This window comes from Streptomyces katrae, from assembly GCF_000717655.1.
Taxonomy (GTDB): Bacteria; Actinomycetota; Actinomycetes; order Streptomycetales; family Streptomycetaceae; genus Streptomyces; species Streptomyces katrae_B.
The window spans coordinates 1-24,598 of sequence record NZ_JNZY01000039.1 but is presented as its reverse complement, the minus strand read 5'-3'; the positions used below and the strand labels follow the sequence as shown (position 1 = coordinate 24,598).

20 protein-coding genes are annotated in these 24,598 nt (G+C 72.2%); 13 read left to right on the top strand and 7 right to left on the bottom strand.

What is annotated here, in order from left to right:
- Window positions 1-209: 209 nt before the first annotated feature.
- The 6 genes from IF09_RS0132270 (at window position 210) to IF09_RS0132245 (ending at window position 5,373) form a co-directional block, all read left to right on the top strand.
- A complete protein-coding gene (locus IF09_RS0132270) occupies window positions 210-1,220 on the top strand; it encodes a hypothetical protein (RefSeq protein ID WP_199920518.1) in 1,011 nt (336 codons plus the stop codon).
- Window positions 1,213-2,340 carry an NAD(P)/FAD-dependent oxidoreductase gene (locus tag IF09_RS0132265; protein WP_030301847.1) on the top strand — a complete coding sequence of 376 codons (1,128 nt, stop codon included), beginning with the start codon at window positions 1,213-1,215 and terminating at the stop codon, window positions 2,338-2,340. Before IF09_RS0132270 ends, IF09_RS0132265 begins: the two co-directional genes overlap by 8 nt.
- Before the next feature lie 67 nt (window positions 2,341-2,407).
- Window positions 2,408-3,445 carry a class I SAM-dependent methyltransferase gene (locus IF09_RS0132260; protein WP_030301845.1) on the top strand — a complete coding sequence of 346 codons (1,038 nt, stop codon included), beginning with the start codon at window positions 2,408-2,410 and terminating at the stop codon, window positions 3,443-3,445.
- Window positions 3,442-3,822 carry a hypothetical protein gene (locus IF09_RS0132255; protein ID WP_030301841.1) on the top strand — a complete coding sequence of 127 codons (381 nt, stop codon included), beginning with the start codon at window positions 3,442-3,444 and terminating at the stop codon, window positions 3,820-3,822. The genes IF09_RS0132260 and IF09_RS0132255 overlap by 4 nt, the downstream gene beginning before the upstream one ends.
- Complete coding sequence (locus IF09_RS0132250) at window positions 3,819-4,883, top strand: pyridoxal phosphate-dependent aminotransferase (RefSeq protein WP_030301839.1); 1,065 nt, start codon at window positions 3,819-3,821, stop codon at window positions 4,881-4,883. Before IF09_RS0132255 ends, IF09_RS0132250 begins: the two co-directional genes overlap by 4 nt.
- 22 nt (window positions 4,884-4,905) lie before the next feature.
- Window positions 4,906-5,373 carry a VOC family protein gene (locus IF09_RS0132245; protein WP_030301837.1) on the top strand — a complete coding sequence of 156 codons (468 nt, stop codon included), beginning with the start codon at window positions 4,906-4,908 and terminating at the stop codon, window positions 5,371-5,373.
- 60 nt (window positions 5,374-5,433) lie between these two features.
- Here the strand turns inward: IF09_RS0132245 and IF09_RS0132240 are convergent, their stop codons facing one another.
- Both IF09_RS0132240 and IF09_RS0132235 read right to left on the bottom strand, forming a co-directional pair.
- Window positions 5,434-6,840, bottom strand: a complete 1,407-nt coding sequence (locus IF09_RS0132240; RefSeq protein WP_030301835.1) for a M1 family metallopeptidase — start codon at window positions 6,838-6,840, stop codon at window positions 5,434-5,436.
- A 37-nt stretch (window positions 6,841-6,877) separates the two neighbouring features.
- Window positions 6,878-10,783 (bottom strand): Pls/PosA family non-ribosomal peptide synthetase, encoded by a 3,906-nt coding sequence (locus IF09_RS0132235; RefSeq protein WP_030301832.1) that lies wholly within the window; start codon window positions 10,781-10,783, stop codon window positions 6,878-6,880.
- Window positions 10,784-11,050: 267 nt separating this feature from the next.
- Between IF09_RS0132235 and IF09_RS0132230 the strand changes: the two genes are divergently transcribed.
- Entirely contained in the window at window positions 11,051-12,598 is a 1,548-nt protein-coding gene (locus IF09_RS0132230) for a hypothetical protein (RefSeq protein ID WP_030301830.1), read from the top strand.
- Window positions 12,599-12,645: 47 nt separating this feature from the next.
- Here the strand turns inward: IF09_RS0132230 and IF09_RS0132225 are convergent, their stop codons facing one another.
- Entirely contained in the window at window positions 12,646-13,284 is a 639-nt protein-coding gene (locus IF09_RS0132225; protein WP_030301829.1) for a sigma-70 family RNA polymerase sigma factor, read from the bottom strand.
- Window positions 13,285-13,446: 162 nt separating this feature from the next.
- A complete protein-coding gene (locus IF09_RS0132220; protein ID WP_051833249.1) occupies window positions 13,447-14,133 on the bottom strand; it encodes a hypothetical protein in 687 nt (228 codons plus the stop codon).
- Between the two features lie 355 nt (window positions 14,134-14,488).
- On the opposite strand from IF09_RS0132220, the gene IF09_RS0132215 reads away from it, so the two are divergent.
- Together IF09_RS0132215 and IF09_RS0132210 are read left to right on the top strand one after the other, a co-directional pair.
- On the top strand, window positions 14,489-15,469 hold the full coding sequence (locus tag IF09_RS0132215; protein ID WP_030301826.1) for a GlxA family transcriptional regulator: 981 nt from the start codon (window positions 14,489-14,491) through the stop codon (window positions 15,467-15,469).
- Between the two features lie 86 nt (window positions 15,470-15,555).
- Window positions 15,556-16,167: an isochorismatase family protein gene (locus IF09_RS0132210; RefSeq protein WP_030301825.1), complete on the top strand. Its 612-nt coding sequence runs from the start codon at window positions 15,556-15,558 to the stop codon at window positions 16,165-16,167.
- A 12-nt stretch (window positions 16,168-16,179) separates the two neighbouring features.
- On the opposite strand, the gene IF09_RS0132205 is transcribed toward IF09_RS0132210, so the two are convergent.
- Window positions 16,180-16,530, bottom strand: coding sequence for a hypothetical protein (locus IF09_RS0132205; protein WP_030301824.1), 351 nt, complete (start codon window positions 16,528-16,530; stop codon window positions 16,180-16,182).
- A gap of 123 nt (window positions 16,531-16,653) precedes the next feature.
- On the opposite strand from IF09_RS0132205, the gene IF09_RS0132200 reads away from it, so the two are divergent.
- Window positions 16,654-17,850: a Gfo/Idh/MocA family protein gene (locus IF09_RS0132200; protein WP_030301823.1), complete on the top strand. Its 1,197-nt coding sequence runs from the start codon at window positions 16,654-16,656 to the stop codon at window positions 17,848-17,850.
- A 224-nt stretch (window positions 17,851-18,074) separates the two neighbouring features.
- Complete coding sequence (locus IF09_RS0132195) at window positions 18,075-18,818, top strand: carbonic anhydrase (protein WP_030301822.1); 744 nt, start codon at window positions 18,075-18,077, stop codon at window positions 18,816-18,818.
- Window positions 18,819-18,857: 39 nt separating this feature from the next.
- Here the strand turns inward: IF09_RS0132195 and IF09_RS0132190 are convergent, their stop codons facing one another.
- Both IF09_RS0132190 and IF09_RS0132185 read right to left on the bottom strand, forming a co-directional pair.
- A complete protein-coding gene (locus tag IF09_RS0132190; RefSeq protein WP_051833247.1) occupies window positions 18,858-21,557 on the bottom strand; it encodes a SpoIIE family protein phosphatase/ATP-binding protein in 2,700 nt (899 codons plus the stop codon).
- Window positions 21,558-21,616: 59 nt separating this feature from the next.
- Window positions 21,617-22,018 carry a DUF1992 domain-containing protein gene (locus tag IF09_RS0132185; RefSeq protein ID WP_030301820.1) on the bottom strand — a complete coding sequence of 134 codons (402 nt, stop codon included), beginning with the start codon at window positions 22,016-22,018 and terminating at the stop codon, window positions 21,617-21,619.
- A gap of 172 nt (window positions 22,019-22,190) precedes the next feature.
- On the opposite strand from IF09_RS0132185, the gene IF09_RS0132180 reads away from it, so the two are divergent.
- Both IF09_RS0132180 and IF09_RS0132175 read left to right on the top strand, forming a co-directional pair.
- On the top strand, window positions 22,191-23,516 hold the full coding sequence (locus tag IF09_RS0132180; RefSeq protein WP_234321225.1) for an MFS transporter: 1,326 nt from the start codon (window positions 22,191-22,193) through the stop codon (window positions 23,514-23,516).
- A 129-nt stretch (window positions 23,517-23,645) separates the two neighbouring features.
- A partial coding sequence (locus IF09_RS0132175; RefSeq protein WP_030301818.1) for a SidA/IucD/PvdA family monooxygenase occupies window positions 23,646-24,598 on the top strand: 953 nt, incomplete at its 3' end.

Below are 24,598 nucleotides of genomic sequence, written 5' to 3'. Positions count from 1 at the left end.
GCCCACATGGCCGCCGCACTGTCCACAGTGCGGCGGCCATGTGTTTTTCACGAGAATCCGGGAATTCTGCATTTCTGGAATCGGAATTCCGAATTCCCGAGAATCGGCGGGGTCGTGCGAAGTGACAGGGAATCGGCAATGTGACATAAAAGTGCCCCCTGTCGGCCGATCGAAAGTCGCCATTCGTATATTCGATTTACGACGGCAGCGTGGCCGTCGCTCGTATTCCAACCCCGATTAGAGGTAGGAGCACAATGCGGCAAATCGAGATTTCCTGGGAGCCGATCGGCGCCAAGGTTCGCGTCACCCTCCTCGAGGGGCGCAACGCCGAACTTGTGGAGCCGTTGTGGGCGGCTTTGCCGTACACGACCCTCCAGGGGCATGCGCTCGTGGCCGGCGACTGCATGTACCACGTGCCGCCGGCGCACGACTTGCTGCACGCGGTTCCGGATTACAAGGTGAATCGCAAGATCCAGCCCAATGGCACGGTGTTCCTTTCCCCCGTGCAGCACCTGACCATCAAGTACGGCGAGCTCACCGAGCCGATGCCGACCTCGCCGATCGGCCACGTCGTGCCGGAGGACGTCGACCTGCTGCCGAAGATCGGTCAGCTGGTCTGGGAATCCGTCCACGGCAACGGCGTGCCCGTGATCGCCCACGTGCGTCGGGTGGACGGGCCGGCCGGCCAGGGCGTGCAGCGGCTCGCCGCCGAGTCCGAGCTGGTCCGTGAGCTGATCGAGAAGATCGCCGCGGAGACCGAGCGGGTGCTGGTCGACCCGACCGACGAACTGGTGGACATCCACGAGGGCAAGTCGCGGGGCACCTCCGGCGCCGGGACGAAGAACTCGGTCCTCACGACCCTGGTCGCCGTGAACGGCGAGACGCGGCCGCTCGGCTACGTGAACTACACCACCCTGGTGCGGGCCGGCCGGAAGATCGACATGCCGTTCCCGTCGCTGGTCGAACTGGCCAAGATCCTGCTGGTGAAGCCCACCGAGTTCCTGGGCTACTGCGGAATGAACACCCTCTGGGACATCACCAAGGAGGTGGTGGCCGCACTGGACGTCATCACCACCCGGGAAGAATTCGTCGCTTTGATGGCGCAGATGGCGACGTACGTCAACGCCCTCGGTGCGTGGAATCTGCAGCTGTTCCCGTGGGATCTCACGGGAGACGAATGGACCTACCGTCCGAACGTTGCAAGGAGCACGAATGTCTGAGCAGAAGAACACGGCGGAAATGCTGGTCATCGGCGGAGGGGTGATCGGCACTTCCATCGCCTACCACGCGGCGAAGGCGGGCATCGACGTCGTCCTCGTGGAGAAGAACCAGTTCGGTGCCGCGACCACTTCGCAGACCGCGCGCGCATTCCGTACCTATTTCCCCCGCAAGCCGCACGACTCCGAGATGGCGACGCGCAGCCTCGCCGAATACAAGCAGTTCTCCGCGACCATGGGCGTCGACGTCGGGCTGCAGAACCTCGGGCTGCTGACGATCCTGACCAGCCCGCAGCAGGCGGCCGAGCTCGAGGCGGACCTGGCGGACCACCGCGAGGCCGGAGCAGCGGTGGAGATGCTCACCGCCGCCCAGGCGGTCGAACTCAACCCGTGGCTGGACCCCGACACGATCGAGGCCGCGGTCTGGAACCCGGACACGTACCGCATCAAGCCCGAGCTGATCGTCCAGGGGTACGCCGAGGCCGCGAAGCAGCACGGCGCCCGGCTGTTCTCCAACGTCGCCGTGACCGGCCTGGACGGCGACAGCGGCGTGGTCAACACGACGGCGGGCGACTTCACCGCCGACGCGATCGTCATCGCGGCCGGACCGTGGAGCGGCGACGTCGCCAAGCTGACCGGCCTGGACCTGCCGGTATGGGGGCAGTTCGCCGAGCTGCTGCACACCGACGCGATCCGCACCGACCGCGACGTGCACAACTCCCCGTTCACCTTCCACCCCGTGTCCGGGCTGAAGACGATGGGAATGGGCAAGGCCTTCCTGGTCGGCCTGGAGCGCATCTCCAAGCAGGACGGGCTGCGGGACATCTGGTACCAGGCGGCCGTCGACGAGCTGCCGAAGTGGTACCCGCAGCTGGAGGGCGTCAAGCTCTACAGCGCGTGGACCGGGAGCCTGGACGTCACGCCGACGAAGTCGGCCATCATCGGCAAGGGCACCGGTCAGCACGAGCGGATCTTCTACGCCGCCGGCTTCACCGGCCACGGACTGGCGCAGGCGCCGCTCGCCGGCCAGATCATCCGCGACCTGTACCAGGGCCGGCAGCCGAGCGTCGACCTCACCCCGTACTCGCTGGGCCTCAACCTGGCCCGGCTCGAGGCGTTCTGACCACGTCAGTCTCGCGGTGGGCGGCGCCCCCAGGGCCCGCCCGCCGCATTCCCGAGAGGTGTAGACGATGCCGCCGGTAGACACATCGACCGCACAATGGCTCGGCGAGGCGCCGACGCCACTGAACCCCGACACCGCTTTCAACGGCTTCATCTGTGCGCACGTGCTGCACGCACTGGAGCGCCTGGGCCTGTTCCGCACACTGCAGGACGACGGTTCCGCCGACGTGGCCCCGTTCTGCCGGGAGAACGGCCTGGACGAGGCCGTCTTCCGCTCCCTGATCCGCGCCGCGGAGTCCTTCGGGTACGTGGAGGCGCACGGCGACCGCGTCCGGGCGACCCGGACCGGTGAGGAGGCCCGCCAGAAGCTGGGCTTCTTCACCTGGGGCGTCGGCGGCTACCACGACGTCTTCGCGAACGCCGCCTCCGTCGCCCGCGGGGAGCGCCGCTTCGGCGTCGACCTCCACCGCGACGAGGGGATGGTGGCCCTCGGCTCGGCGCAGGCGGACACCGCCCTCATGCGGCACATCCTGGACGACGAGATCTCCAGGCTCGACTTCACGACCCTCGTCGACCTCGGCGCCGGCGTCAGCGAGCGGGTCTCCCGGCTGGTCAAGGCCCGCCCGGGAAGCCGCGGACTCGGTATCGACATCAGCAAGTCCGCCACCGAACTCGGGGCCGACACCGTCGACCGGTACGGCCTCAAGGGCACCGTCGAGCCGGTGTGCGCGGACGTACTCGACATCCTGTTCAACGGGCAGCGGGTCGAGGGCGCCGACGAGGCCGACGTCGTGATGAGCTTCATGTTCCTGCACGACCTGCTGGTCGACCCGACCCGCCGCGACGAGGTGATCCCCCGGCTGCGTGCGGCCTTCCCCAAGGCCAACACGTTCCTGCTGGGCGACACCACGGTGCGGCCGCGGGGCGGCGAGAGCACCCTGCCGGTGTTCTCCAGCGGGTTCGAACTGGCCCACGCCCTGATGGGCGTCCCCATCTACACGCGTGAGCAGTACGAGGAACTCTTCGACAAGGGAGGCATGCATCTCCGACGCGCGGTGCCCTTCGGTGCGCCGCACACCTATCTCTTCGTGCTGGAGGCAGCGTGAGCCGCACGGCCGCCCCCGAGATCGTCTCCGGCCTTCCCATCCCGCTCGCGGTGGCGGGGCACCACCAGCCCGCGCCCTTCTACCTCACGGCGGACATGTTCGGCGGGATGCCGGTGCAGATCGCGGGTGGTGAGCTCAGCACGCTCGTGGACAAGCCGGTGGCCGCACCGCACACCCACGAGGTCGACGAGATCTACTTCCTCGTCTCGCCGCTCCCCGGCCAGGCGCGCATCGAGGTCCATCTCGACGGGGTCCTTCACGAACTGACCTCGCCGGCCGTGATGCGCATCCCGGCGGGCAGTGAGCACTGCTTCGTCACCAGGGAAGCAGCGGTCGGGAGTTACTGCTTCGGGATCCTGTTGGGATCCCAGCTGTGAGTGCGCCCGCCCGGCCGGAGCCGAAGGTCTACAACACCAGCGTTCCGGATGCGGACACGATGGTGCGGTTGCACCTGAGCGAGAGCCCCTACGGGGCGAGCCCGGCAGCCGTCGCCGCGGCCGCCGGAGCACTGGAACGGGTCAACCGCTACCCCGCGCCGCAGCGGGAGGGCCTCGTCAAGGCCCTCGCCGGGCACTGGGGCGTGTCCGAGGACCAGATCGCCGTGGCCAACGGCAGCGACGAGCTGGTGCTGGCGACCGCGTTGACGCTCGGCGACCTCTCCCGGCCCGGTCTGGTCGCCGCCGGTACGTTCCCGGGCTACCCGGAATCCCTGGAACGCATCGGCCGCGGGGCCGTCGCGCTGCCCCTGCGCGACGGTGCCCTCGATGTCAAGGAGTTCGCGGACGCGCTGCCCGAGCACGGCATCGGGTACGTGTGCAACCCGCACAACCCCTCCGGAACCGCGCTTCCGGAGGAGGCGTACGCCACTCTGGTCGACGCGGCGCAGGCCGGCGGGGTCCCGCTGGTCTTCGACGAGGCGTACCAGGAGTTCAGCGACCCGGGCCTGCCGCAGACGAGGGACTTCCTCGACCGCGGCGCCCCGGTGGTGGCGCTGCGCACCTTCTCCAAGGCGTACGGACTGGCGGCCCTGCGGATCGGCTATGCCGTCGGCCGGGCCGATCTCATCGCCGAGGTCCGCCGGACGCTGAACGTTCTTCCGTTCAGCGTCAACCGGGTCGCACAGGCCGGCGCACTGGCCGCACTCGCCGACCAGGAGTTCCTCGGCGAGATCCGCACGGGCACCGCGCAGCGGCGCGCGTGGTTCACCGCGGAGCTGGAGCGGCGCGGGTACCGGTACCTGCCGTCGGTGACGAACTTCGTCGCCGTCCGGGTCGACGCCTCCCGGGAGGCGCAGGACGCCCTGGCCAAGGAGTACGGGATTCTCGTGCGGGACACGGGCCTGTTCGGTTTCCCCGGCCACCTGCGCGTATCGCTCGGTACGGAGGAGGAGCTGCGCAGCTTCCTCGACGCACTCGACGAGCTCACCACCCGCAAGTAATCGAAGATCACGGAGGTCAAGAATGGTCAAAGCAATACCGGACGGGTACGCGGAGCTGACGGCCTACCTGTCCGTCGACGGGGCGAGCGAGGCGATCGACTTCTACACCGAGGCCTTCGGTGCGAAGGAACTGGCCCGCTCCACCGCTCCCAACGGCAAGATCATGCACGCACAGATCCGGATCGGCGGCACGATCGTGATGCTGTCCGACGAGCTGCGGGAAGCCGGCCTGCTCGGCCCCCACTCCGTCGGCGGTACCCCGGTCACGCTGTACCTGTTCGTCGAGGACGTCGACGCCACCTTCGCCCGTGCCCTGCGGGCCGGCGCGAAGCAGCAGCGAGAAGTCCAGGACCACTTCTTCGGCGACCGGGCGGGACAGGTCATCGACCCGTTCGGCCACCGGTGGACGATAGCCACCCACATCGAGGACGTGCCGCCGGACGAGTTCGATCAGCGCGCCGAGGCGCACATGCGCAAGGCAGCCGGCTGACCGGCAGCGACGGGGCGAACCGGCCCTGCGCCGCACCCGCGGCGCAGGGCCGGACCCGTGTCAGGCGGAGGTCCGGCCGCGGCGCTCGGCCCCGCCGTTCGTGGGCGGGTACGCCGGCTTCGCCGGTGTCGCCAGCCGCGCGGGCGGCGAGGGCAGCGCCGGGAGGGCCGGTTCGTACAGCCAGCCCGAGAACAGGTCGTCCAGCGGCTCGCCCGCATAGCGGGCCACGTGCTGGGTGAAGCCCGCAGTGGTCACGACGCCGTGGCGGTGCACGGCGGCCCAGTCGCGGAGCATGCGGAAGAACGCGCCGTCCCCCAGGGCGCAGCGGATCGCGTGCAGGACGAGACCCCCGCGCTGGTACAGGCGGTCGTCGAACATCAGCTTGCGGCCCGGGTCGACGAGACGCAGATCCTGCGGCTGAGAGGCCAGCAGCCGGTGTGCAGCGGCGGCCAGCGCGTGTGCGGTGCGGCCGCCGGAGCGCTCCGACCAGAGCCACTCGGCGTACTTCGCGAAGCCCTCGTTCAGCCAGATGTGCCGCCAGTCGGCGATGGTCACGCTGTTGCCGAACCACTGGTGCGCGAGCTCGTGGGCGACGAGGCGCTCCGAACCGCGCCCGCCGTCCACGTGGTTGGCGCCGAACAGCGACAGCCCCTGGGCCTCCACCGGGACGTCGAGTTCCTCGTCGGCCACGACCACCGCGTACTCGCCGAAGGGATAGGGCCCGAACAGCTCCTCGAACAGCTGCATCATGGCGGGCTGGCGGGCGAAGTCGCGCGAGAACTTCGGCAGCAGGTGCGCCGGTACGTGGGCGCTCTGCGGGACACCGCCGAGCCCGGGGTCGCCGAGCAGCACCGTCTGGTACATGCCGATGGACAGCCCGACCAGGTAGCTGGAGGTCGGCGCGGACTGCTCGTACACCCAGGTGGTCGTGCTGGCCTTGGTCGTCCGGGTGAGCAGGCGGCCGCCGGCCACCACCGTGTAGGCGGACGGGGTGTTGACCGAGATCTGGTACGAGGCCTTGTCGGCGGGCCGGTCGTTGCACGGGTACCAGGAGGGCGCGCCGACCGGCTGGCTGGCCACCAGCGCGCCGTCGCTCAGCTCCTCCCAGCCGAGACCGCCCCAGGGGCTTCGGACCGGCTTCGGGTTGCCCGCCCAGTGCACCTCCACCGTGAAGGCGGCGCCGGCGGGCAGCGGCTTGGCCGGCCGGATGCGGAGCTTTCCGCCCCGGTGCGTGTAGTGCGGGGCCCGGCCGTTCACCAGGACCCGCCCTATCTTGAACTCGGCCAGGTTCAGGTGGAACTCGGTCAGGGGCGCCCGCCCGGCGATCGCACTGAGCCGGGCCGTCCCGGCCAGCCGGTTGGGGCCGGGACGGTACTCCAGAGCGAGTTCGTACCGGTGCACGCGGTAACGGGAGTCGCCGTTGTCCGGGAAGTACGGGTCCGATGCCGCTGTTCTCTGGCCGCTCATTGCCGCTTCCGCTCCCTGCGCTGTGCCCGGGCCCTTGTCAGGTCCGCCATGCCTCGATCGGGTTGCCCAGCCAACGCGTGTCGGCGGGGACGGATTCCCCGGCCATCACGAGGGAGGCCGGACCCAGTGTGCTGTGGGCCCCGACCGTGCTTCCGGGCAGGACGATTCCGCCCGGGCCCAGGGTGGCGCCCTCACGGAGGACCACAGTATCCGTCCTCAAGATCCGGTCGTGGAAGAGGTGTGTCTGCAACACGCAGCCACGGTTCACGCTGACCGCATCGCCCAGCACCACCAGGTCCGTCTCGGGCAGCCAGTAGCTCTCGCACCACACGCCCCGGCCGATCCGCGCCCCGAGCCCGCGCAGCCACAGGTTCAGCAGCGGCGTACCGGGCACCGGACCCGCCAGCCACGGCACGGCCAGCACCTCGACGAACGTGTCGGCCAGCTCGTTGCGCCATACGAAGCTGCTCCACAGCGGGTGCTCGCCCGCCCGGTGCCGGCCCACGAGCAGCCACTTCGCGGCCACGGACACCGCGCCCGCCGCCACACCGGCGCTCAGCAGCACCACTCCGGACAGCAGCGCGGCTTCCCAGGTCCCGAGCCCGCTCGCCGTGCTCAGCGCGCAGAGCGCCGCCACGGTGAGGACGGCCAGCGCGGCCGAGCAGAACACCGGGACCATCCGGCACAGCTCCACCAGCCCGCGCGCCCACAGCAGCCGCGCCGGCGGGTCGTACGTCCGGCTCCGGTCGGCGTCGGCCGCGGACCGCGGCAGCCGGACCGGCGGCAGGCCCAGGTACGAACTGCCCTTCTTGGCCTTCTTCGGGGTCGCCGACAGCACGCCGACCAGCCCGTCGTCCGGTACGGTGCGGCCCGGCGCGGTCATGCCGGAGTTGCCGAGGAACGCCCGTCGGCCGATCTCGGAGTGGCCGATCCGCATCCAGCCGCCGCCCAGCTCGTAGGGCGCGGTCAGGGTGTCGTCGGCGAGGAAGGCGCCTTCGCCGACGGTGGTGAGGCTCGGCAGCGCGAGCACGGTCGACACCTCCGCGCCCCGGCCGATCTTCATGCCGAGCAGCCGCAGCCACACCGGCGTGATCAGCCCGGCGTACAGCGGGAAGAGCGTCTCGCGGGACAGGTCCATCAGCTGGGTGACGGTCCAGGCCTGCCAGCCGACCCGGCTGTGCGTCGGATGGGTCCCGGTGCGCAGCCCGAGGCTGAGCAGACGTACGGGGACCAGCAGGAGCAGCGCGTAAGTGAACCCGTACGCGAGCGCCCCGGGCACCAGGGCGATCAGGGCTCCGCGCAGCGCCTCCACGAGCCCGGCGCCGGCGGGCACGAACCGGCTCACCACGAGCAGCGCCGGCACGGTGGCGAGCACCGGCAGCGCCGTCAGACCGAAACCGGCCGCCCCGTACGCGGCCCGCCACGGGAGCCCGCGCGGCGGGCGCTCCTTGGGCCAGTTCCGCTTGGCCCTGCCGAGCTTCACGGCGGGCGCGCCGGCCCAGCGCTGGCCGGTCGGAATCTGCCCGACCACCGCGGAGCCGGGGGCCACCTCGGCCCGCTTGCCGACCCGCGCACCGGGGAACAGCATGCTGCGGGTGCCGACCACCGCGCCCGCGCCGACCTTGACCGGGCCGATCTCGAGCCGGTCCCCGTCCAGCCAGTGCCCGCACAGGTCCACCTCGGACTCCACGGCGCTGCCGCGGCCGAGCTTGAGCATGCCCGTCACCGGCGGCAGCGAGTGCAGGTCCACCTGGGGGCCGACCTTGGCGCCGAGCGCCCGCGCGTACCGCTCCAGCCAGGAACCGGTGAGCGAGGTCGCGCCGACGTACTCGGCGAGCCGCTCGGCCGTCCACAGCCTCAGGTGCACGCTGCCGCCGCGCGGGTAGCGCCCCGCCTTCACCCCGCGCAGCAGCAGCCGCGCGCCGCCGGCCGCGATCGCGAGCCGGCCCGGCGGGCTGAAGAGCAGCGCCGCACCGGGGACGACGAACCACCACGAGGCGGTCGGCGCCCACGGATAAGCGCCGAACCAGTGCAGTGCGTTGCCGAGGGCCAGCAGCGCCACCGTCCAGCGCAGGCCGACCAGGGTGAACAGCGGCAGCAGCAGGAGCGACTGCACCACCTTGGTCCGCAGCGGAACGGGCACGACGGTCCGGGCCGCGTCGTCGTCCCGTACGGACTTCTCCAGCCGCCGGGCCAGCTTGCGCAGGGTCGGCTGCTGGTAGATGTCGAGGACGGCCGCCCGCGGGTAGCGGGTGCGCAGCCGGGTGGTGAGCTGCGCGGCGGCGAGGCTGCTGCCGCCGATCGCGAAGAAGTCGTCGGCGGCGCTCGTGACGGCCACCCCGAGGGTCTCGCTCCACTGCTCGGCGAGCCAGGCCTCGGTGCCGTACAGCTGTTCCGCCGGGCCCGTGGTCTCCAGCTCGGGTAGCGGCCAGGGCAGGGCGTCGCGGTCCACCTTGCCGGAGGTGCGGGTCGGCAGCTCGTCGACCGGCGCGAGCAGCGGAACGAGGGCCGCGGGCAGCTCGGCGCGCAGCCGCTCGACGGCCGCCGCGTGGTCCCAGCCCTCCTGGGCGACCAGGTAGCCGACGAGCAGCTGGTTGCCGCTGCGCGCCGTACGGACGGCCGCGGCGGCGCCGGCCACCCCCGGCAGGGCCTGGAGCGCGGCGTCCACCTCGCCCAGCTCGATCCGGCGGCCGCCGAGCTTGATCTGCTCGTCGCCGCGGCCGAGGAAGACGAGCCCCTCGGGTTCCGCGCGCACCAGATCGCCGCTGCGGTAGGCGCGCTTCCAGCCGAGGGATTCCAGCGGGGCGTACTTCTCGGCGTCCTTCTCGGGGTCGAGATAGCGGGCCAGGCCGACGCCGCCGATCACGAGCTGGCCGCTGCCGCCCATCGGCACCGGCTGGCCGGACTCGTCGACCACGGCCAGTTCCCAGCCGTTCAGCGGGAGGCCGATCCGGATCGGCTCCTCCCCGGTCAGGAGCGAGGCGCAGGCGACGACGGTGGCCTCGGTGGGGCCGTAGGTGTTCCAGACCTCGCGGCCCTCGGTGACCAGGCGCTGGGTCAGCTCGGGCGGGCAGGCCTCACCGCCGAAGATCAGCAGCCGGACCTCGTTGAGGGCTTCGGGCTCCCAGAGCGCGGCCAGGGTCGGCACGGTGGAGACCACGGTGATCTCCTGGTCCACCAGCCAGGGGCCGAGGTCGGCGCCGCTGCGTACCTGGGAGCGGGGGACGGGCACCAGGCAGGCGCCGTAGCGCCAGGCCAGCCACATCTCCTCGCAGGAGGCGTCGAAGGCGACGGACAGGCCGGCCATGACCCGGTCGCCGGGGCCGATCGGCTCGTCGGTGAGGAACAGCGCGGCCTCGGCGTCCACGAACGCGGCGGCGCTGCGGTGGCTGACGGCGACGCCCTTGGGCTTGCCGGTGGAACCGGAGGTGAAGATGATCCACGCGTCGTGCTCGGGACCGGGCCGCGCGGCCGGCACGGCGGCGTCCGCGGGGCCGGTGGCGTCGATGCGCCCTCCGGCGCCCAGCACCGCCCGCACCCCTGCCTCGGCGAAGACCAGCTCGGCCCGCTCGTCGGGGTCCTCGGCATCGACCGGCACATAGGCGGCGCCGGCGGCGAGCACGGCGAGGATGGCCGCGTACAGCTCGTTGGTCCCGGACGGCACGCGTACGCCGACCCGGTCGCCGAGGCCCACCCCCGCGGCCTCGAGGGCGCGCCTGCGGCGTCCGACCTCGGCCGCCAGCGCCCGGTAGGTCAGCCGGACGGTGCCGTCGTCCAGGGCGAGCTCGTCGGGGCAGGCCCGTACGGAGGCCTCGAAGATGTCCACGAGGGTGCGCGTCGGGGCGGCGGGCCCGGCCGAGAACCGGGCGGATTTGCCGGACTCGTCGTACGGGTCCCCGTCGTCGAGCAGGGTCATTTCACCGCGCTCAGGTGTGGCTGCCATCGGCCCTCGCGTCTCGGTCCCGGAAGGAGGTCCGGGTCGCTGGCGGAGCCCAGGTCTGCCCGGGTTGTTCCGGTCCAGCGCCAAACAACCGGCCAGTCTAGTGCGTCATCAAGGATTTTCCCGCTGAAGCCTTGCGGGTGGCGGAGAAGAGAGGGTATGGCGGTGGCGCCCGTGACGATGCGGCGAGTGACTGGTCCGCCGCGGTGCGGGGTACACACGCGGGGTACGCGGTCGCGCACATGGAGCAATTCGACGTCGGGGGCGCTGATGGGCCGGGCACTGCGGGTGGGGATCCCCGTCCTTCTGTTGGGTCTGTTCTTCTGGTGGGCCTCGTACGCCACCACGATCATGGTCTGGGAACTCCGGAAGATCCTCTCGTGGCTGGCTGCGCCGCTGCTGACCGCCGTCCTCATCACCCTGCTGTGGCTGGTGGTGAAGGCGCTCCGGGGCAAGCGCGACCAGCAGGGCGGCGCCGGCCGTGGGAGCGGGGGTGCGGCCGTGGCCCTCGGATGGCTGGGCGGCATCCTCGGGCTGGGCATCACGCTCTGGTGGCTGGTGTACGGCTCCTACCTCCAGGATCGCGCGTACATGCAGAACGTGGAGATCGTGGCCGAGCCGGTGCCCGGGCTGGCGGCCCGTGCGCCCTACGTGGTCGGAAAGGCACAGGCCGCGCCGCACCTCGGCGATGTCACCGGCGAGATATCCGACATCACGTACCTGCCCGACTCGGACCGGTTCGCGACCCTGGTGGAACGACGGGGCTGGCTGTCCGGCTACGAGGTCGGCCTGGTGCAGGACATTCCGCTCGGCGGCAACAGCCGCAGCCGGCAGCGCTGTTCGTTCGACGTGGAGAGGGCGGACGCACGGATCGGCGGCTGGTTCACCCACAATCTCGGCCGGAAGATCTCGGCACAGAAGCGCTGGCTGCGCTTCGAGGCCGACGACGCGTACGTGACCTGCTCGGGCGACACCCCGATCGTGGTCGTCCCCCTCAAGCGCCAGACCGGGATCCTGGTGGTGACGGAACGGCCCGCCGGGCTCGCGCTCTACGACGGGCGGACCGGGAAGCTCACCCTCACCGACGACACGGCCGCGGTACCCGGCCCGTCCTATCCGCTGAGCCTCGCGGCCCGGCAGCGGGAGGGAACGGCCGCGGTCGGCAGCTTCAGCGACTGGTGGTTCGAACGCAGTGGCTGGGACGCGTCCGAGGACGGCGCCAACGAGGGCAACGAGTCCGAGTTCGCCCTCCAGTACCGCGACGCGACCGGAAGCAGCGCGTACGTCACCCCGCTCACCCCGCAGGGGGCGGCCAGCTCGGTGGTGGCCGTGTCGACCGTGCCGACCCGCCATCAGGGCGGCGGGCTCGCCCCGATGACCGTCCACCGGCTCAGTCCGACGTGGGCCTCGCCCAAGGCGCTCGTCGCACTGATCAAGGCCGAGTACCGGGACGTCTGTTGCTACAACGACGACAGGGTCTTCGAGGTCGTCCCCACCGGCGGCAGCACCTGGATGGCGACGGTCGGCAGCGAGCAGAACATCCGCTACCGGGTGGAGGGCAGGGGCCAGCCGGACGGGCGCGAGGCGACCTGTCTGAAGGCCGCCGACGGAGCGCTCATCCGGTGCGCGTACGCGGCCCCCGGCTCGCCGGAGGAGCAGGAACTCCGGCGCAGGGAGCAGGAGGAACAGAAACAGAAGGAGCAGGGCACGGGCGGCGCCGGGGCCCCGGGCGACCTCACCGCATACACCCCCGAGCAACTCGCCGACCTCCAGCGGCGCGTGTCCGACGAGGTCGTCCGGCGGCTGAAGGGCGGGTAGGCACCGGGAAGTCGGACCGGGGCAGGAGCCTGCCCGGCCGGTGGCGGTCAGGCGGCCGAAGCCGCGAGGGCCGGCGCTTCGGCGTCCGTGAGGAGTTCCATGAGCGACGTACGGGCGCGGGCCACGCGGGAGCGGATCGTGCCGATCGGGCAGCCGAGGGCGGTCGCCGCCTCGGCGTAGGGGAGGCCCAGGATCTGCGTGAGGACGAAGACGTCACGGCGTTCGGCGGGGATCGTGCCCAGCAGCTCGGCGAGGGCGATTCCGTCCTCGAACCCGGGCAGGCCGCGCGGCTGCGTCCGTTCGGCGGCGGTCTGCCAGTCGTCCCGGTCCGAGATCCTGGGACGGGCCGCCTTGTGGCGGAGGCTGTCGATGACGGTGCGCCGGGCGATGGACAGCAGCCAGGTGCGGGCGGAGGAGCGGCCCTCGAAGCGGTGCAGGCCCCCGAGGGCGCGCAGGAACGTCTCCTGCGTGAGGTCGTCCGCCGCCTGCGGATCGGCGCTGAGGTACGCGACGTAGCGCCGGACGTCACGGTGCAGGGCGCGTACGAAGCGGTCCACCGCATCGGGGTCGCCGTCGCGCGCGGCGAGCGCCAGCAGGGTGGTCGACTCGTCGGCACCGTCCGTACGCCGTGCGGGTGCCGTCGTCGTCTCGGCGGCGGTCGGACGGGGAGGGAGGGCAGGGGTCATCGCCTGATGTCCTTCTGGGAATCCGTGATCCGGAGCCGGCGCCGCGCACGCCCTGCGACTGCGGGGCGCGGCGGGCCGGTGAGCGGTACGGCCTGCCGGACGGCGAGGCCGATGACCGAGGCGGGCGGCGCGGCTGCGTCGCGCGCGTCGGTGAGCCGGCTGTCAGCTGACAGCGGTCCCGAGGGGCGGACCCCGTGAGGTGAGGGCGTGGACAAGCAAGAGCCCGTGCAGACGGCGCGATCCGAGGCCGCGGCGGGGGCGCGGGCGCGGCCGGTGAGGGGGCGCGGGGAGGCGCAGGGGCGGCCGCAGCGGTACGAGGAGCAGACCGGCCACGGCGCGCAGGATCCGGGATGCGCCCCGCTCCCCGGATGCGCGCCAGAGCCCGCAGAGCAGGGCGGCGAGCAGGTGCGCGGCCGGCGTGCCGGTCGGTGACACGGAGCCCAGGTCGTGTCCGGCGGGCACGGTCGTCCGCACCGGCATCCGCACGGGCATCGGCATCTGCATCAGCATGTGCATGGCCACGCTGCCGTCGGTCGTCGCGTGCGCGGCGCGATGGGCGTGGCCGGCGGCGCGTACCGGCGCGGACGGCTGAACGGCCGCCTCGGCCGGGGAGAACCCGGTGTGCAGTGCGGCCGGGACGGCGACCGTCGCCGAGATGACGGCCGGGAGGCCGCGTTCGCGCCCGGCGAGGAACCAGGCGAACGCGCCGGTGGCGCCCGGGGCCGCCGCCACGGCCCACCAGCGGACCGTCGTCCCCGTCATGAGGATGTGGGCGAGAGAGGCGAGCAGCACGCAGGTGGCCGCGAACATCGCAGCCCGTACCGCACGACGACATCGTCCCTGGGTCATGGCGGGCTCATCGTCGCATCCCTCTCGAGGCCGCTGCAGAGGGGCGCCGGGAATTGGCATCACCGGACAAAACCACATGTGTCGTAGGCCACAACAGGGCATGGGAACCCGCCTGTTGACCGTGCGACGCGCTCGCCCGCCGCGATCTCCGGATCCACCTCGGCGACCGCCTCGACCCGGCCGTGGCGGCAGGCGACCCCCCGCATGCGTACGTCCAGCCCGCCCATCCGACGCCTCCCGTCGTCCGGTGCCGGGGTCCGCGCCGCACGGGGCATGCTCCAGTCGGCACCCTGCTGTCCGGATGTGACAGAGAACCGTCATTGCGGACATGCGGCCGCGAGGCCAGGATGGACGCATGTCCACGCCCCACCGCGTCGTGATCGCGGTCTTCCCCGATGTCGACCTGCTCGACGTCACCGGCCCCGCCGAGGTCTTCGCCCTCGCGAGCCGGGAGGCCGGGCGCAGGCTGTACGACGTACGCCTGGCGGGCCCGGACGGCGGACACGTCACCACGTCGGCCGGCGTCCGGCTGGTCACCGACCTCTCCTTCGCCGAGGTCGGCGCCGCCGTGGACACCCTCGTGGTGCCCGGCGCCGTCGAGCCGGAGGAGGACGGCCCGGTCGCCCGCGTCGACGACGAGGTGGTCCGGTGGATCGCCGCCACCGCCCCGCACGCCCGGCGCGTGGCGTCGGTGTGCGTCGGCGCGCACCTGCTGGCGGCGGCCGGCCTGCTGGACGGGCGCAGGGCCACCACCCACTGGTCCACCGCCGCCCAGCTGGCGGCCGACCACCCGCAGGTCGAGGTCGATCCGGACCCGATCTTCGTCCGGTCGGGCCGGGTGTGGACCGGGGCCGGGATCAGCGCCTGCATGGACCTGACGCTGGCCCTGGTGGCCGAGGACCACGGCGAGGAACTGGCCCTCGGGGTCGCCCGGCAGCTGGTGATGTACCTCAAGAGGCAGGGCGGCCAGAGCCAGTTCAGCGTTCCGCTCAGCCGCCCGGCGGCCTCCCGCAGGGACATCGACGCACTGCGGGTCTTCATCACCGAACACCTCGGCGAGGACCTCTCCGCGGCCGCCCTCGCGGCCCGGATGTCCGTGAGCGAGCGCCATTTCGCCCGGATCTTCCGCAAGGAGCTGGGCACCAGCCCCGCCGCCTACGTGGAGGCGGTACGGGTGGAAGCCGCCCGCCGGCTGCTCGAGACCACCGACCAGCCCCTGGAGCAGGTCGCCGCGGCCGCAGGGCTGGGCTCGGTGGAGACCCTGCACCGCGCCTTCCGCAAGCAGATCGCCACGACCCCGGCGGCGTACCGCCGCCGCTTCCGCACCGCCAACTGACCGTTTCCACCCATCCCCTGCCCGGCGCTCCCGCGCCGCGGCCGCGGCTTTGCCGTGCCCGTTTCCGATCCGAGGACGGTTCACCCATGTCTGCATCCACCGCGTCCGCCACCCTGCGCGATGTCATCGGCCTGCCGGGCACGCTGCCCCGCCTGGCCGAGTCCACCCTGATCATGGTCGACTTCCAGAACACCTACCTGACCGGTGTGATGGCCCTGGAAGGCGCGCAGCAGGCCCTGGCAGCGGGCGCGCGTCTGCTGGCCGCGGGCCGGGCCGCCGGAGCGCCGGTCGTACACGTCGTCAACGACGGCGGCGAGGGGACCCCGTACGACATCGGGGCCGAGATCGGCGCCATCAGCGCCGAGGTCGCGCCGCTCGACGGGGAACCGGTCGTGGTCAAGCAGTTCCCGAACGCCTTCCACGCCACCGAGCTGGAGAAGACCCTGCGGGGGCTCGGCGCCGGACCGGACCTGGTGATCGCCGGGTTCATGACCCACATGTGCGTCACCTTCACCGCCGAGGGCGCCTTCAACCTGGGCTACCGCCCGACCGTCGTGGCCGAGGCCACCGCGACGCGCACGCTCACGGCGCCCGACGGCACGCTGATCCCGGCCACCACCCTCCAGTCGGCGAGCCTCACCACGATCGCCGACCTCTTCGCAACGGTGGCACCCACGGTCGCAGCCCTGACGCCGTGACGGCCGCGCGGGTCAGTGGATGACGCTGAAGCTGCGCCAGGGGAGGCTGACCGGGGCCGTCACGTTCGAGAGCGTGGTCGCCACGTAGATGCCGTCGCCGCCGTCGAGCTTCTTGCAGTCCTCCGTCCGGTACAGGACGACGTCGACGAGGGTGTTGTTCTCGACGTGGGTGGCGCCCCTCGGGAGGGCGATCTTGTGGCATCCGTTCACCGACGTGTTGGAGTAGCTCAGCTCGACCGGCGAGTCGTGGCCGCGGAAGGTGAGCATGCCGACGGTGCTCCGGCCCAGGCCCGAGCAGGCGGTGGCGGTCAGCAGTAGTGCTGCGGCCGCGGTGATGACGCCGATACGCCGGCTGTGGGACATGGCGCGGTCCTCGTCTGTGCGGTGGTGGCTGGCCTTGCCCACAGCCTGCCCCGGCGGGGCACGGGCGGCATCCGGTGCTCCGCCGGGCGGATGAACGCGGCCGGGACGGGAAGGGAGTCGGCCATGACTGACCTTCGTATCGGCGTCCTCGGATTCGGGCTGCGCGGCAGCATTGCGCGCACGGCGCACCGGCCCGGCCGCGGGTCGGCGGTCACCGCCGTCGCGGACCCCGATCCGCGGGCCCGGGCGGATGCCGCCGCCGCCTTCCCGGGCGCGTACGTCACCGCCGGCCACCGGGCGGTGATCGAGGACCCCGAGGTCGACGCCGTCCTCGTGCTGACCCCCGACCACACCCACGCCGGCCTGGCCTGCCAGGCACTCGTCGCCCGCAAGCCCGTATTCGTCGAGAAGCCGCTCGACATCTCGGTGGACCGCTGCGACGAGATCCTGCGCACCGCCCGCGAGACGGGCACCCGCCTGTACGTCGGGCACAACATGCGGCACATGCCCGTGGTGCGGACGATGCGCGCGTTGATCGCGGCCGGCGAGATCGGCCGGGTCAGGACGGTCTGGGTCCGGCACTTCGTGGGCTACGGCGGCGACTGGTACTTCAAGGACTGGCACGCCGAGCGCCGGTACACCACCGGCCTGCTGCTCCAGAAGGCCGCGCACGACATCGACGTCCTGCACTGGCTGGCCGGCGCCTACACCGACGACGTCCAGGCGATGGGCGACCTGATGGTCTACGGGGACAACCCGCACCGCCGCGCGCCCGGCGAACCCAAGGGCGACGACTGGTACACGGAAGACGGCCACTGGCCCCCGCACACCCAGCGCGGCCTCAACCCGGTCATCGACGTCGAGGACGTCTCGCTGCTCAACCTCCGCCTCGCCAACGGCGTGCTCGCCGCCTACCAGCAGTGCCATTTCAGCCCCGACTACTGGCGCAACTACACCGTCATCGGGGATGCCGGGCGCCTGGAGAACTTCGGCGACGGCCCCGGCGGCGAGGTCCGGGTGTGGAACGCCCGGCGCTCCGGGTACCGGGCCGAGCCGGACGCCTCCCACACCCTCCCGGACGCGGCGGCCGCGGGCGGGCACGGCGGCGCCGATCCGCTCCTGATCGACGAGTTCCTGCGCTTCGTACGCCACGGGGGAGCCACGGACACCTCGCCGGTCGCGGCCCGCATGGCGGTCGCGGTGGGCTGCCTGGCGACCGAATCCCTGCGCGCCGGCGGCACGCCCCGCCGGGTACCGCCGCTCGACCCGGACCTGGTGGCGTACTTCGACCGCGGCCAGCAGCCCGCCGGGCCCTGGTGACCGGCCGTGGGCAGAAGTCCCCGGACCGACCACGACCCCGGCTGCGGCGCCACGAACCGCATCCCCCCGGCCTTTGACCGCGTGATCGCCGGCACGAACGGCACCTTCTTCTCCGTTGCGATCCAGGGCGCGGACGACTGGCGGCCTCGCTGTTTGCCCAAGAGTTCCCCAAGGGCGGGCCTGCCTCCGGCCCCCGGCCCCGCAGGGCCCTATCTTGGGCCCGCATGAGCGTCCTTGCCGAGCGCCACCGGGCCGAGGGCATCCCCGGGCGGCGCGGACTCGTGCGGGGCGCCCTGACCGGTGCCGTGGCCCTGTGCGCCGGGCTGGCGTCCGGGGACGGCTCCACGGCGCCCAGCGCCCGTACCGGTCTGCACGGCCCGCGGCCCGCCACGCCCGAGGCGGCGCTGCGCGAGCTGTCGGCCGGCAACGTCCGCTGGCGGACGTTCCACGAGGCGCATCCCGACGCCACCCGGACCGTACGGCAGGCGCTGGTCGGGGGACAGCATCCGTTCGCCGTCATCCTGGGCTGCGTGGACTCCCGCGTCCCGCCGGAGCTGGTCTTCGACCAGGGGCTCGGCGATCTGATGACCGTACGGTCGGCCGGCGAGGTCCTCGACGACGCGGTGCTCGGAAGCATCGCGTTCGGGGTCGTGGAGCTGGCGATCCCGCTGGTCGTGGTGCTCGGGCACCAGTCCTGCGGGGCCGTGACCGCCGCGGTCCGCGCCGCCGAGGGGCTACAGCAACTGCCCGGACACCTGCGCTACCTGGCCCAGCAGATCCGTCCGGCCGTCGACCGCAGCCTGCGCCGGGAGGCCCGCGTCGATGCGGCGGTCACCGAGAACGTACGGCTCGTACGCTCCCGGCTGGCGGCGGAACCCGATCTGGCCGCCCGGGTCACGGCCGGGAAGCTGGCCGTGGTCGGCGCCCGGTACGAGCTCACCACCCAGCGGGTGCGCCGGATCCGCTGAGGCACGCACCTCGCGGACCGCCCGACGACCGGCCGGGGGTCAGGTCTCCTCGGGTTCCGGCAGCGGCTGCTCGGACCAGATGACCTTGCCCTCCGGGGTGTACCTGGCCCCCCACCGGCGGCTGATCTGGGCCACCAGGAAGAGGCCGCGGCCCCCCTCGTCCGTGGTCTTCGCGTAGTGCAGCCGCGGCGAACTGCTGCTGCCGTCGAAGACCTCGCAGGTCAGCACCCGGTCGTGCAGGAGCCGTACGCGGACCGGCTCGGCGCCGTGCCGGATCGCGTTGGTGATGAGCTCGCTCAGCACCAGCTCCGTCCCGAAGGCGAGCTCCGACAGGCCCCACTCCTCCAGCTTCTCCACGGCGACGGCCCGCATGGCCCCGACCGCGCTCGGCTCGAACGGCACGTCCCATTCGGCGATGCGGTCCGCCGGCAGCGCCGACGTCCGCGCGACCAGCAGGGCCACGTCGTCGCGCGGGCGCACCGGCAGCAGCTCCGCGAGGACCGCCCGGCAGGTCTCCTCGGGCTTGCGGTCGGCGTGGGCCAGGGCCGAACGCAGCAGCGCGAGGCCCTCGTCGATGTCGCGGGTGCGCTCCTCGATCAGCCCGTCGGTGTACAGCACCAGCTGGGTGCCCTCGCTCAGGTCCAGCTCCGCCGACTCGAAGGGGAACCCGCCGAGCCCCAGCGGCGCCCCCGCGGGCAGCTCCGGGATCTCCACCGTGCCGTCCGGGCGCACCACCGCCGGCGGCATGTGGCCGGCCCGGGCCACCGTGCAGCGCTGGGTCACCGCGTCGTACACGGCGTACAGGCAGGTGGCTCCGATCAGCCCGCCTTCGCCGCCGCCGCCCTCCACGCTCTGGTCGATGTACTGGACGAGGTCGTCGAGGCGGGCGAGGAGCTCGTCGGGCGGCAGGTCCAGGGACGAGAAGTTCAGTACGGCCGTACGCAGCCGGCCCATGGCCGCGGCGGCGTGCAGACCGTGCCCGACGACGTCGCCGACGACGAGGGCGACGCGGCTGCCCGGGAGCGGGATCACGTCGAACCAGTCGCCGCCCACCCCGGACTGCGCGGGCAGGTAGTAGTGCGAGACCTCCACGGCGCTCTGCTCGGGCAGATCGCGCGGCAGGAGGCTGCGCTGGAGGGCCACGGCCAGGGCGTGCTCGCGGGTGTAGCGGCGCGCGTTGTCGATGGTGACCCCGGCCCGGGCGACGAGTTCCTCCGCCAGCGACAGGTCCTCCTCGTCGAAGGGCTCCTTCTCGGAGCGCCAGAAGTTGACCAGCCCGAGGATGACGCCGCGCGCCTTGAGGGGGGCGGTGATCAGGGAATGGACGCCGAACTCGACGATGGCCCGGGCCCGGGGCGGGTCCTGGGCGTGCCAGCCCGGAGCGTCGGCCAGATCGGTCACCATCTCGGCGCGGCCGCTGCTGAGCCCGCGCGCCTGCGGCGTCGAGGGCACGAAGTCGATCAGCCTGCCCTTCGGGTACAGCGGTACGTCGTCCCGGATGCCGCTGACCCCGGTGCGGCGCAGGTCGGCCGTGACGGCGGTGGGCTCGTCGCCGAGGAGCACGGGCTCGGCCAGGTCGACCGTGACGAAGTCCGCGAACCGGGGTACGGCGACGTCTGCGAGCTCCTGGGCCGTCCGCTCCACGTCGAGGGTGGTGCCGACGCCGACGCCCGCGTCGTAGAGCAGCCTGAGCCGTTTGCGGGCCGCCTCGGCCCGGGTGCTGAGCAACTGCATCTCGGTGGAGTCCCGGATGGTGACGGCCGTGCCCTCGGGCCTGCCGCGGGGCCGGGTCGGGCGCTGGTTGATGACGAGCAGCCGGTCCCCGGCCTCGTGCACCTCGTCGGTGGCCACCCGGCCGGACAGCAGGAGGTCGGCCATCTGCCGGTCGAGCCCGGACAGCTCCCGGATGTGCTGGCCCTCCGCGTCGGGCGGGAGCCGCAGCAGCCGTTTCGCCTCGTCGTTGGCGAGGAGGAGGCGGCCGCCGCCGTCGGTGATCAGCACCCCCTCGCGCACGGAGTGCAGCACCGCGTCGTGGTGCTCGTACATGCGGGTCATCTCGAGCGGGCCGAGCCCGCGGGTCTGCCGGTTCAGGCGCCGGCTGATCAGGGCCGCGCCGGCGGTGGCCAGGGCGAGGGCCGCCGCGCTGGTGCCGAGGATGACGGGGAGTTGCCGGCCGGCCACACCGGTGACGTTCTTCACCGTGAGGCCTGCCGACACCAGCGCCACGACCGGGCCGCCGTCCTTGTAGGGATCGACGAAGACGGGGACCACGGCCTGGATCTCCTGGCCCAGGGGACCCTCCACGCTCTCGGTGTACACCTGCCCTGCCAGTGAGGGCGCGATGGTGCCCACGAACTGTTTTCCGATCCGGTCGGGGAGCGGATGGGTGTAGCGGATGCCCTGGTCGTTCATCACGACGATGAAGTCCACTCCGGCATCCTTGCGCGTCACCTCGGTGAGCGGCTGGAGGATCTTGGAGGGATCGGGGGAACGGAGCGCCTCGCGCAGCCCGAGCGCATGGGCGAACGTCTGCGCGACCGCCACCGAGCGGGAGCGGGCCTCGCGGTCGACGTCGTGCCGCGACTGGAGTACGAGCGCCAGTACCGCACCGGCAGCGAGCAGCACCACGATCGCCACCTGGAGGACGAATACCTGTCGGGCGACGCTGCGCGGGCGCTTTTTGCTCAGTGACCGCACCGACGTCCCCGGCACGGGTTGCAAGGATGGGTCACGAACCATTTGTAGCACTGTCGGTGGTCCGCAGCCGGGAGAGCCGCGTGTGCCGTCCGGGCGCGCCGTCAGTCGGTCCGGCTCTCCCGCCAGGTCCTGAGCACCTCGTCGACGTCGAATTCGGTCAGCCGGAGGGGCGGCCCCGGCGGCGGCCTGCGCAGGGCTGCGCGGATCTTCTCGTTGATCTCGGCGAGGACGGCCCGCACCCGGCGCTCCGAGGGCGCCGTCCGGACCGCCTCCAGGGCGTCCTCGGCCTCTTTGCGCAGGGCGAGCGCCGGCGGCAGGGCGGCGAACCCCTCGCGGTGCATCTTGTCCCGGATCCACCACAGCTCGTCGTACGGGGCGTCGATCGAGGCCAGCGGCTTGCCGTAGCCGGGCAGCTTCTCGAACTCGCCGCGCTCGGCGGCCTCCCTGATCTGCCGGTCCACCCAGGACTCGAAACTGACGCCCGGTGGCTTGCGCTCGGTCACGTTCCCTCCTCGACAGCCCCTGCCGATCAGCGTATCGCCGGGCCGGCGGCAGGCGGTGGGGCGGTGGTCGACCACCGCAAGAATTATCTTGACGTCAAGATTAACCTCGGGCAGGCTACCGCGAGGTATCTCGACATCGAGATACTTTCGGCGGGGGATGCGGAGGCCCGGGATGATCTGGCGGCGCGGTGCGGAGAACCGGCAGGACCGGCAGGACGGAGCCGGGCTGCTGGCGCAGTTGCGCCGCCCGCCCGGCGGCCGGGACGCCCGCATCATGCTGTTCGCCCAGCTGCTGGACCGCACCGGGACCGGGGTCTGGGCCGCGTCCTGCGTCCTCTTCTTCACCTTCGTGGTCGGACTGGAGGCCCGGCAGCTGGGCCTGCTGCTGGGCGCGGCGGGTGTGGCGGGCATCGCCGGGTCCCCGCTGGCCGGCCACCTGGCCGACCGCTTCCCCGTACGTGCGCTGCTGATCGGCAGTCACCTGCTGCGCCTCGGGGCGGTCTGCGCGATGCTCGTGATCACCCGCTTCGAGGTGCTGCTGCTCGTGGTCGCCGTCACCTCCCTCGGCGAGCGCGGGTCCAAGATGCTGGAGATGCTCTTCGCCACGCGGGCGGCGGGCGAGCAGCGCGCCACGTACCAGGCGTTGTCGCGCAGCGCGGCGAACGCCGGCTACGCGATCGGCGCGGGCATCGCCGCCATCGGTCTCGCCGTGGGCACCCGCGAGGCGTACCACGTCCTGATCCTGGGCAACGCGCTGTCGTACCTCGCCGCCGCGGTGCTGGTGTGGCGCACGCGGGAGCAGGGCGGCTACGGCCACCGCCCCGGCCACGGGAGTGCCCGGGTGGCCGACGGGACCGGGGACGCGGCCCCGACGGGCCCGGCGGCCGCCGCGAACCCGTGGCGGGACCGCGGATACCTCAGGTTCGTCCTGCTGGACATCCCGATGTGCCTGGACGACTCGATCCTGGGCGTCGGGCTGCCGCTGTGGCTGGTCGACCACACCGACGCACCGCACGCCGTGGTGCCCGCCTTCCTCTTCATCAACACCGTCCTCGTCGTGGCCCTGCAGCTGACCGTGTCGGCGCGGGTCCGGCTGCCGCGCCAGGCCGCCCGGGCGGTCGGGCTGTACGGGCTGACGACGCTCGCGTGCTGCACGCTCCTGGCCCTCACCCCCGAACACGGGGCCTGGGCCGCCTCGGTCACCCTGCTGGCCGCGGCCGTGCTGGTCACCGCGGCCGAGCTGATCCGCTCGGTGAGCTCCTGGGAGCTGGCCGTCTCCCTCGCGCCGCCGGAGGCGAGGGCCTCGTACCTGGGGGTGGCGGGCATGTCCCAGTCCATCCAGAAGTCCGCCGGGCCGCTGCTGCTGACCGGCGCGGTGATGGCGGCCGGGCCGGCGGGCTGGCTGGCGCTCGGAGCGGCGGTCGCGGGGCTGTCCGTCGTCCAACGGCGGGCCGGCCTGCGGCGGCTGGACGCCCTGCAGGCCGCCGCTCCCGCTTGACGGGACCCGTCTTCCCCCTCCCAGATTCCCCAGTCGACGGGACAAGTTCCCCTATCTCTCGGGAACGGCAGAAATCTAGCCTCGCTACTGCCTGTCCGGGACTGGGATCACTGCGATCGAGGGGGAAGTGTGACTGTTCGGGAGGTCGGTGTTCTGGCGATCGGCGCGGGTCCGGCGAATCTGGCGCTGGCGGTGGCCGTCGAGGAGTCGGGTTCGGCCGAATTGGCGGACGGCACGCTGCTGTTGGAGCAGAGTCCGGACGTCACATGGCAGCGTGATCTGTTGATGCCGTGGGCGCGGAGCCAGGTGTCCTTCCTGAAGGACCTGGTGACGTTGCGGAATCCGTCGAGCAGGTTCACGTTCCTCAATTTCCTGCACGAGCAGGGGCGGTTGGACGAGTTCGTGAACCTGGGGACGTTCCACCCGTTCCGGTGGGAGTTCTCGGACTACCTGCAGTGGGTCGCGAAGTCGCTGGAGCGGGTGGAGATCCGCTACGGGGCGCGGGCGGCGCAGGTGGATCCGGTGTGCGGGCCGGACGGCTCCGTCTCCGGGTGGAGCGTGCTGCTGACGGACGGGGACGAGATCCGCTGCCGGGACCTCGTCGTCGGCGGAGGCCGCGACCCTCGCGTACCGGAGGTGTTCTCCGGACTTCCGCACGACCGGCTGATTCACAGTGCGCAGTACCGGACGCGGATCGCGGAGATTCCCCGGGACGAGCCGGTCCGGGCCGTGGTGGTCGGCGGGGCGCAGAGCGCGGCGGAAATGTTCTACGCGCTGCACGAGAACCTGCCGCAAAGTCAAGTGACGATGCTCGTACGGTCGATCGGCCTGCAGACGTACCAGACCAGCAAATTCGTGAACGAGTTGTTCTTCCCTTCCTTCGTGGACGAGTTCTACGAAAGTCCGGCGGAAGTCAGGGCACAGCTGCTGGACGAAATGCGCTTCACGAATTACGCGGGTCTGGCGCCGCCGTTCCTCGACGAGCTGTACACGATGCTCTACCGGCAGAAGGCGCTCGGCCCGCAGCGCTCGGAAGTGCGGGCGATGACCGAGGTCGTGGGTGCCCGGCTCGAGGACGGGGA

Bases quoted from the DNA above. Each gene is read 5' to 3' on its own strand.
- IF09_RS0132195 (WP_030301822.1), top strand. From the start codon at position 18,075: ATGAGCGTCCTTGCCGAGCGCCACCGGGCCGAGGGCATCCCCGGGCGG.
- IF09_RS0132225 (WP_030301829.1), bottom strand. From the start codon at position 13,284: ATGACCCCTGCCCTCCCTCCCCGTCCGACCGCCGCCGAGACGACGACG.
- IF09_RS0132235 (WP_030301832.1), bottom strand. From the start codon at position 10,783: ATGGCAGCCACACCTGAGCGCGGTGAAATGACCCTGCTCGACGACGGG.
- IF09_RS0132205 (WP_030301824.1), bottom strand. From the start codon at position 16,530: ATGTCCCACAGCCGGCGTATCGGCGTCATCACCGCGGCCGCAGCACTA.
- IF09_RS0132180 (WP_234321225.1), top strand. From the start codon at position 22,191: ATGATCTGGCGGCGCGGTGCGGAGAACCGGCAGGACCGGCAGGACGGA.
- IF09_RS0132240 (WP_030301835.1), bottom strand. From the start codon at position 6,840: ATGAGCGGCCAGAGAACAGCGGCATCGGACCCGTACTTCCCGGACAAC.
- IF09_RS0132230 (WP_030301830.1), top strand. From the start codon at position 11,051: ATGGGCCGGGCACTGCGGGTGGGGATCCCCGTCCTTCTGTTGGGTCTG.
- IF09_RS0132190 (WP_051833247.1), bottom strand. From the start codon at position 21,557: ATGGTTCGTGACCCATCCTTGCAACCCGTGCCGGGGACGTCGGTGCGG.
- IF09_RS0132260 (WP_030301845.1), top strand. From the start codon at position 2,408: ATGCCGCCGGTAGACACATCGACCGCACAATGGCTCGGCGAGGCGCCG.
- IF09_RS0132200 (WP_030301823.1), top strand. From the start codon at position 16,654: ATGACTGACCTTCGTATCGGCGTCCTCGGATTCGGGCTGCGCGGCAGC.
- IF09_RS0132265 (WP_030301847.1), top strand. From the start codon at position 1,213: ATGTCTGAGCAGAAGAACACGGCGGAAATGCTGGTCATCGGCGGAGGG.
- IF09_RS0132220 (WP_051833249.1), bottom strand. From the start codon at position 14,133: ATGACCCAGGGACGATGTCGTCGTGCGGTACGGGCTGCGATGTTCGCG.
- IF09_RS0132245 (WP_030301837.1), top strand. From the start codon at position 4,906: ATGGTCAAAGCAATACCGGACGGGTACGCGGAGCTGACGGCCTACCTG.
- IF09_RS0132210 (WP_030301825.1), top strand. From the start codon at position 15,556: ATGTCTGCATCCACCGCGTCCGCCACCCTGCGCGATGTCATCGGCCTG.
- IF09_RS0132215 (WP_030301826.1), top strand. From the start codon at position 14,489: ATGTCCACGCCCCACCGCGTCGTGATCGCGGTCTTCCCCGATGTCGAC.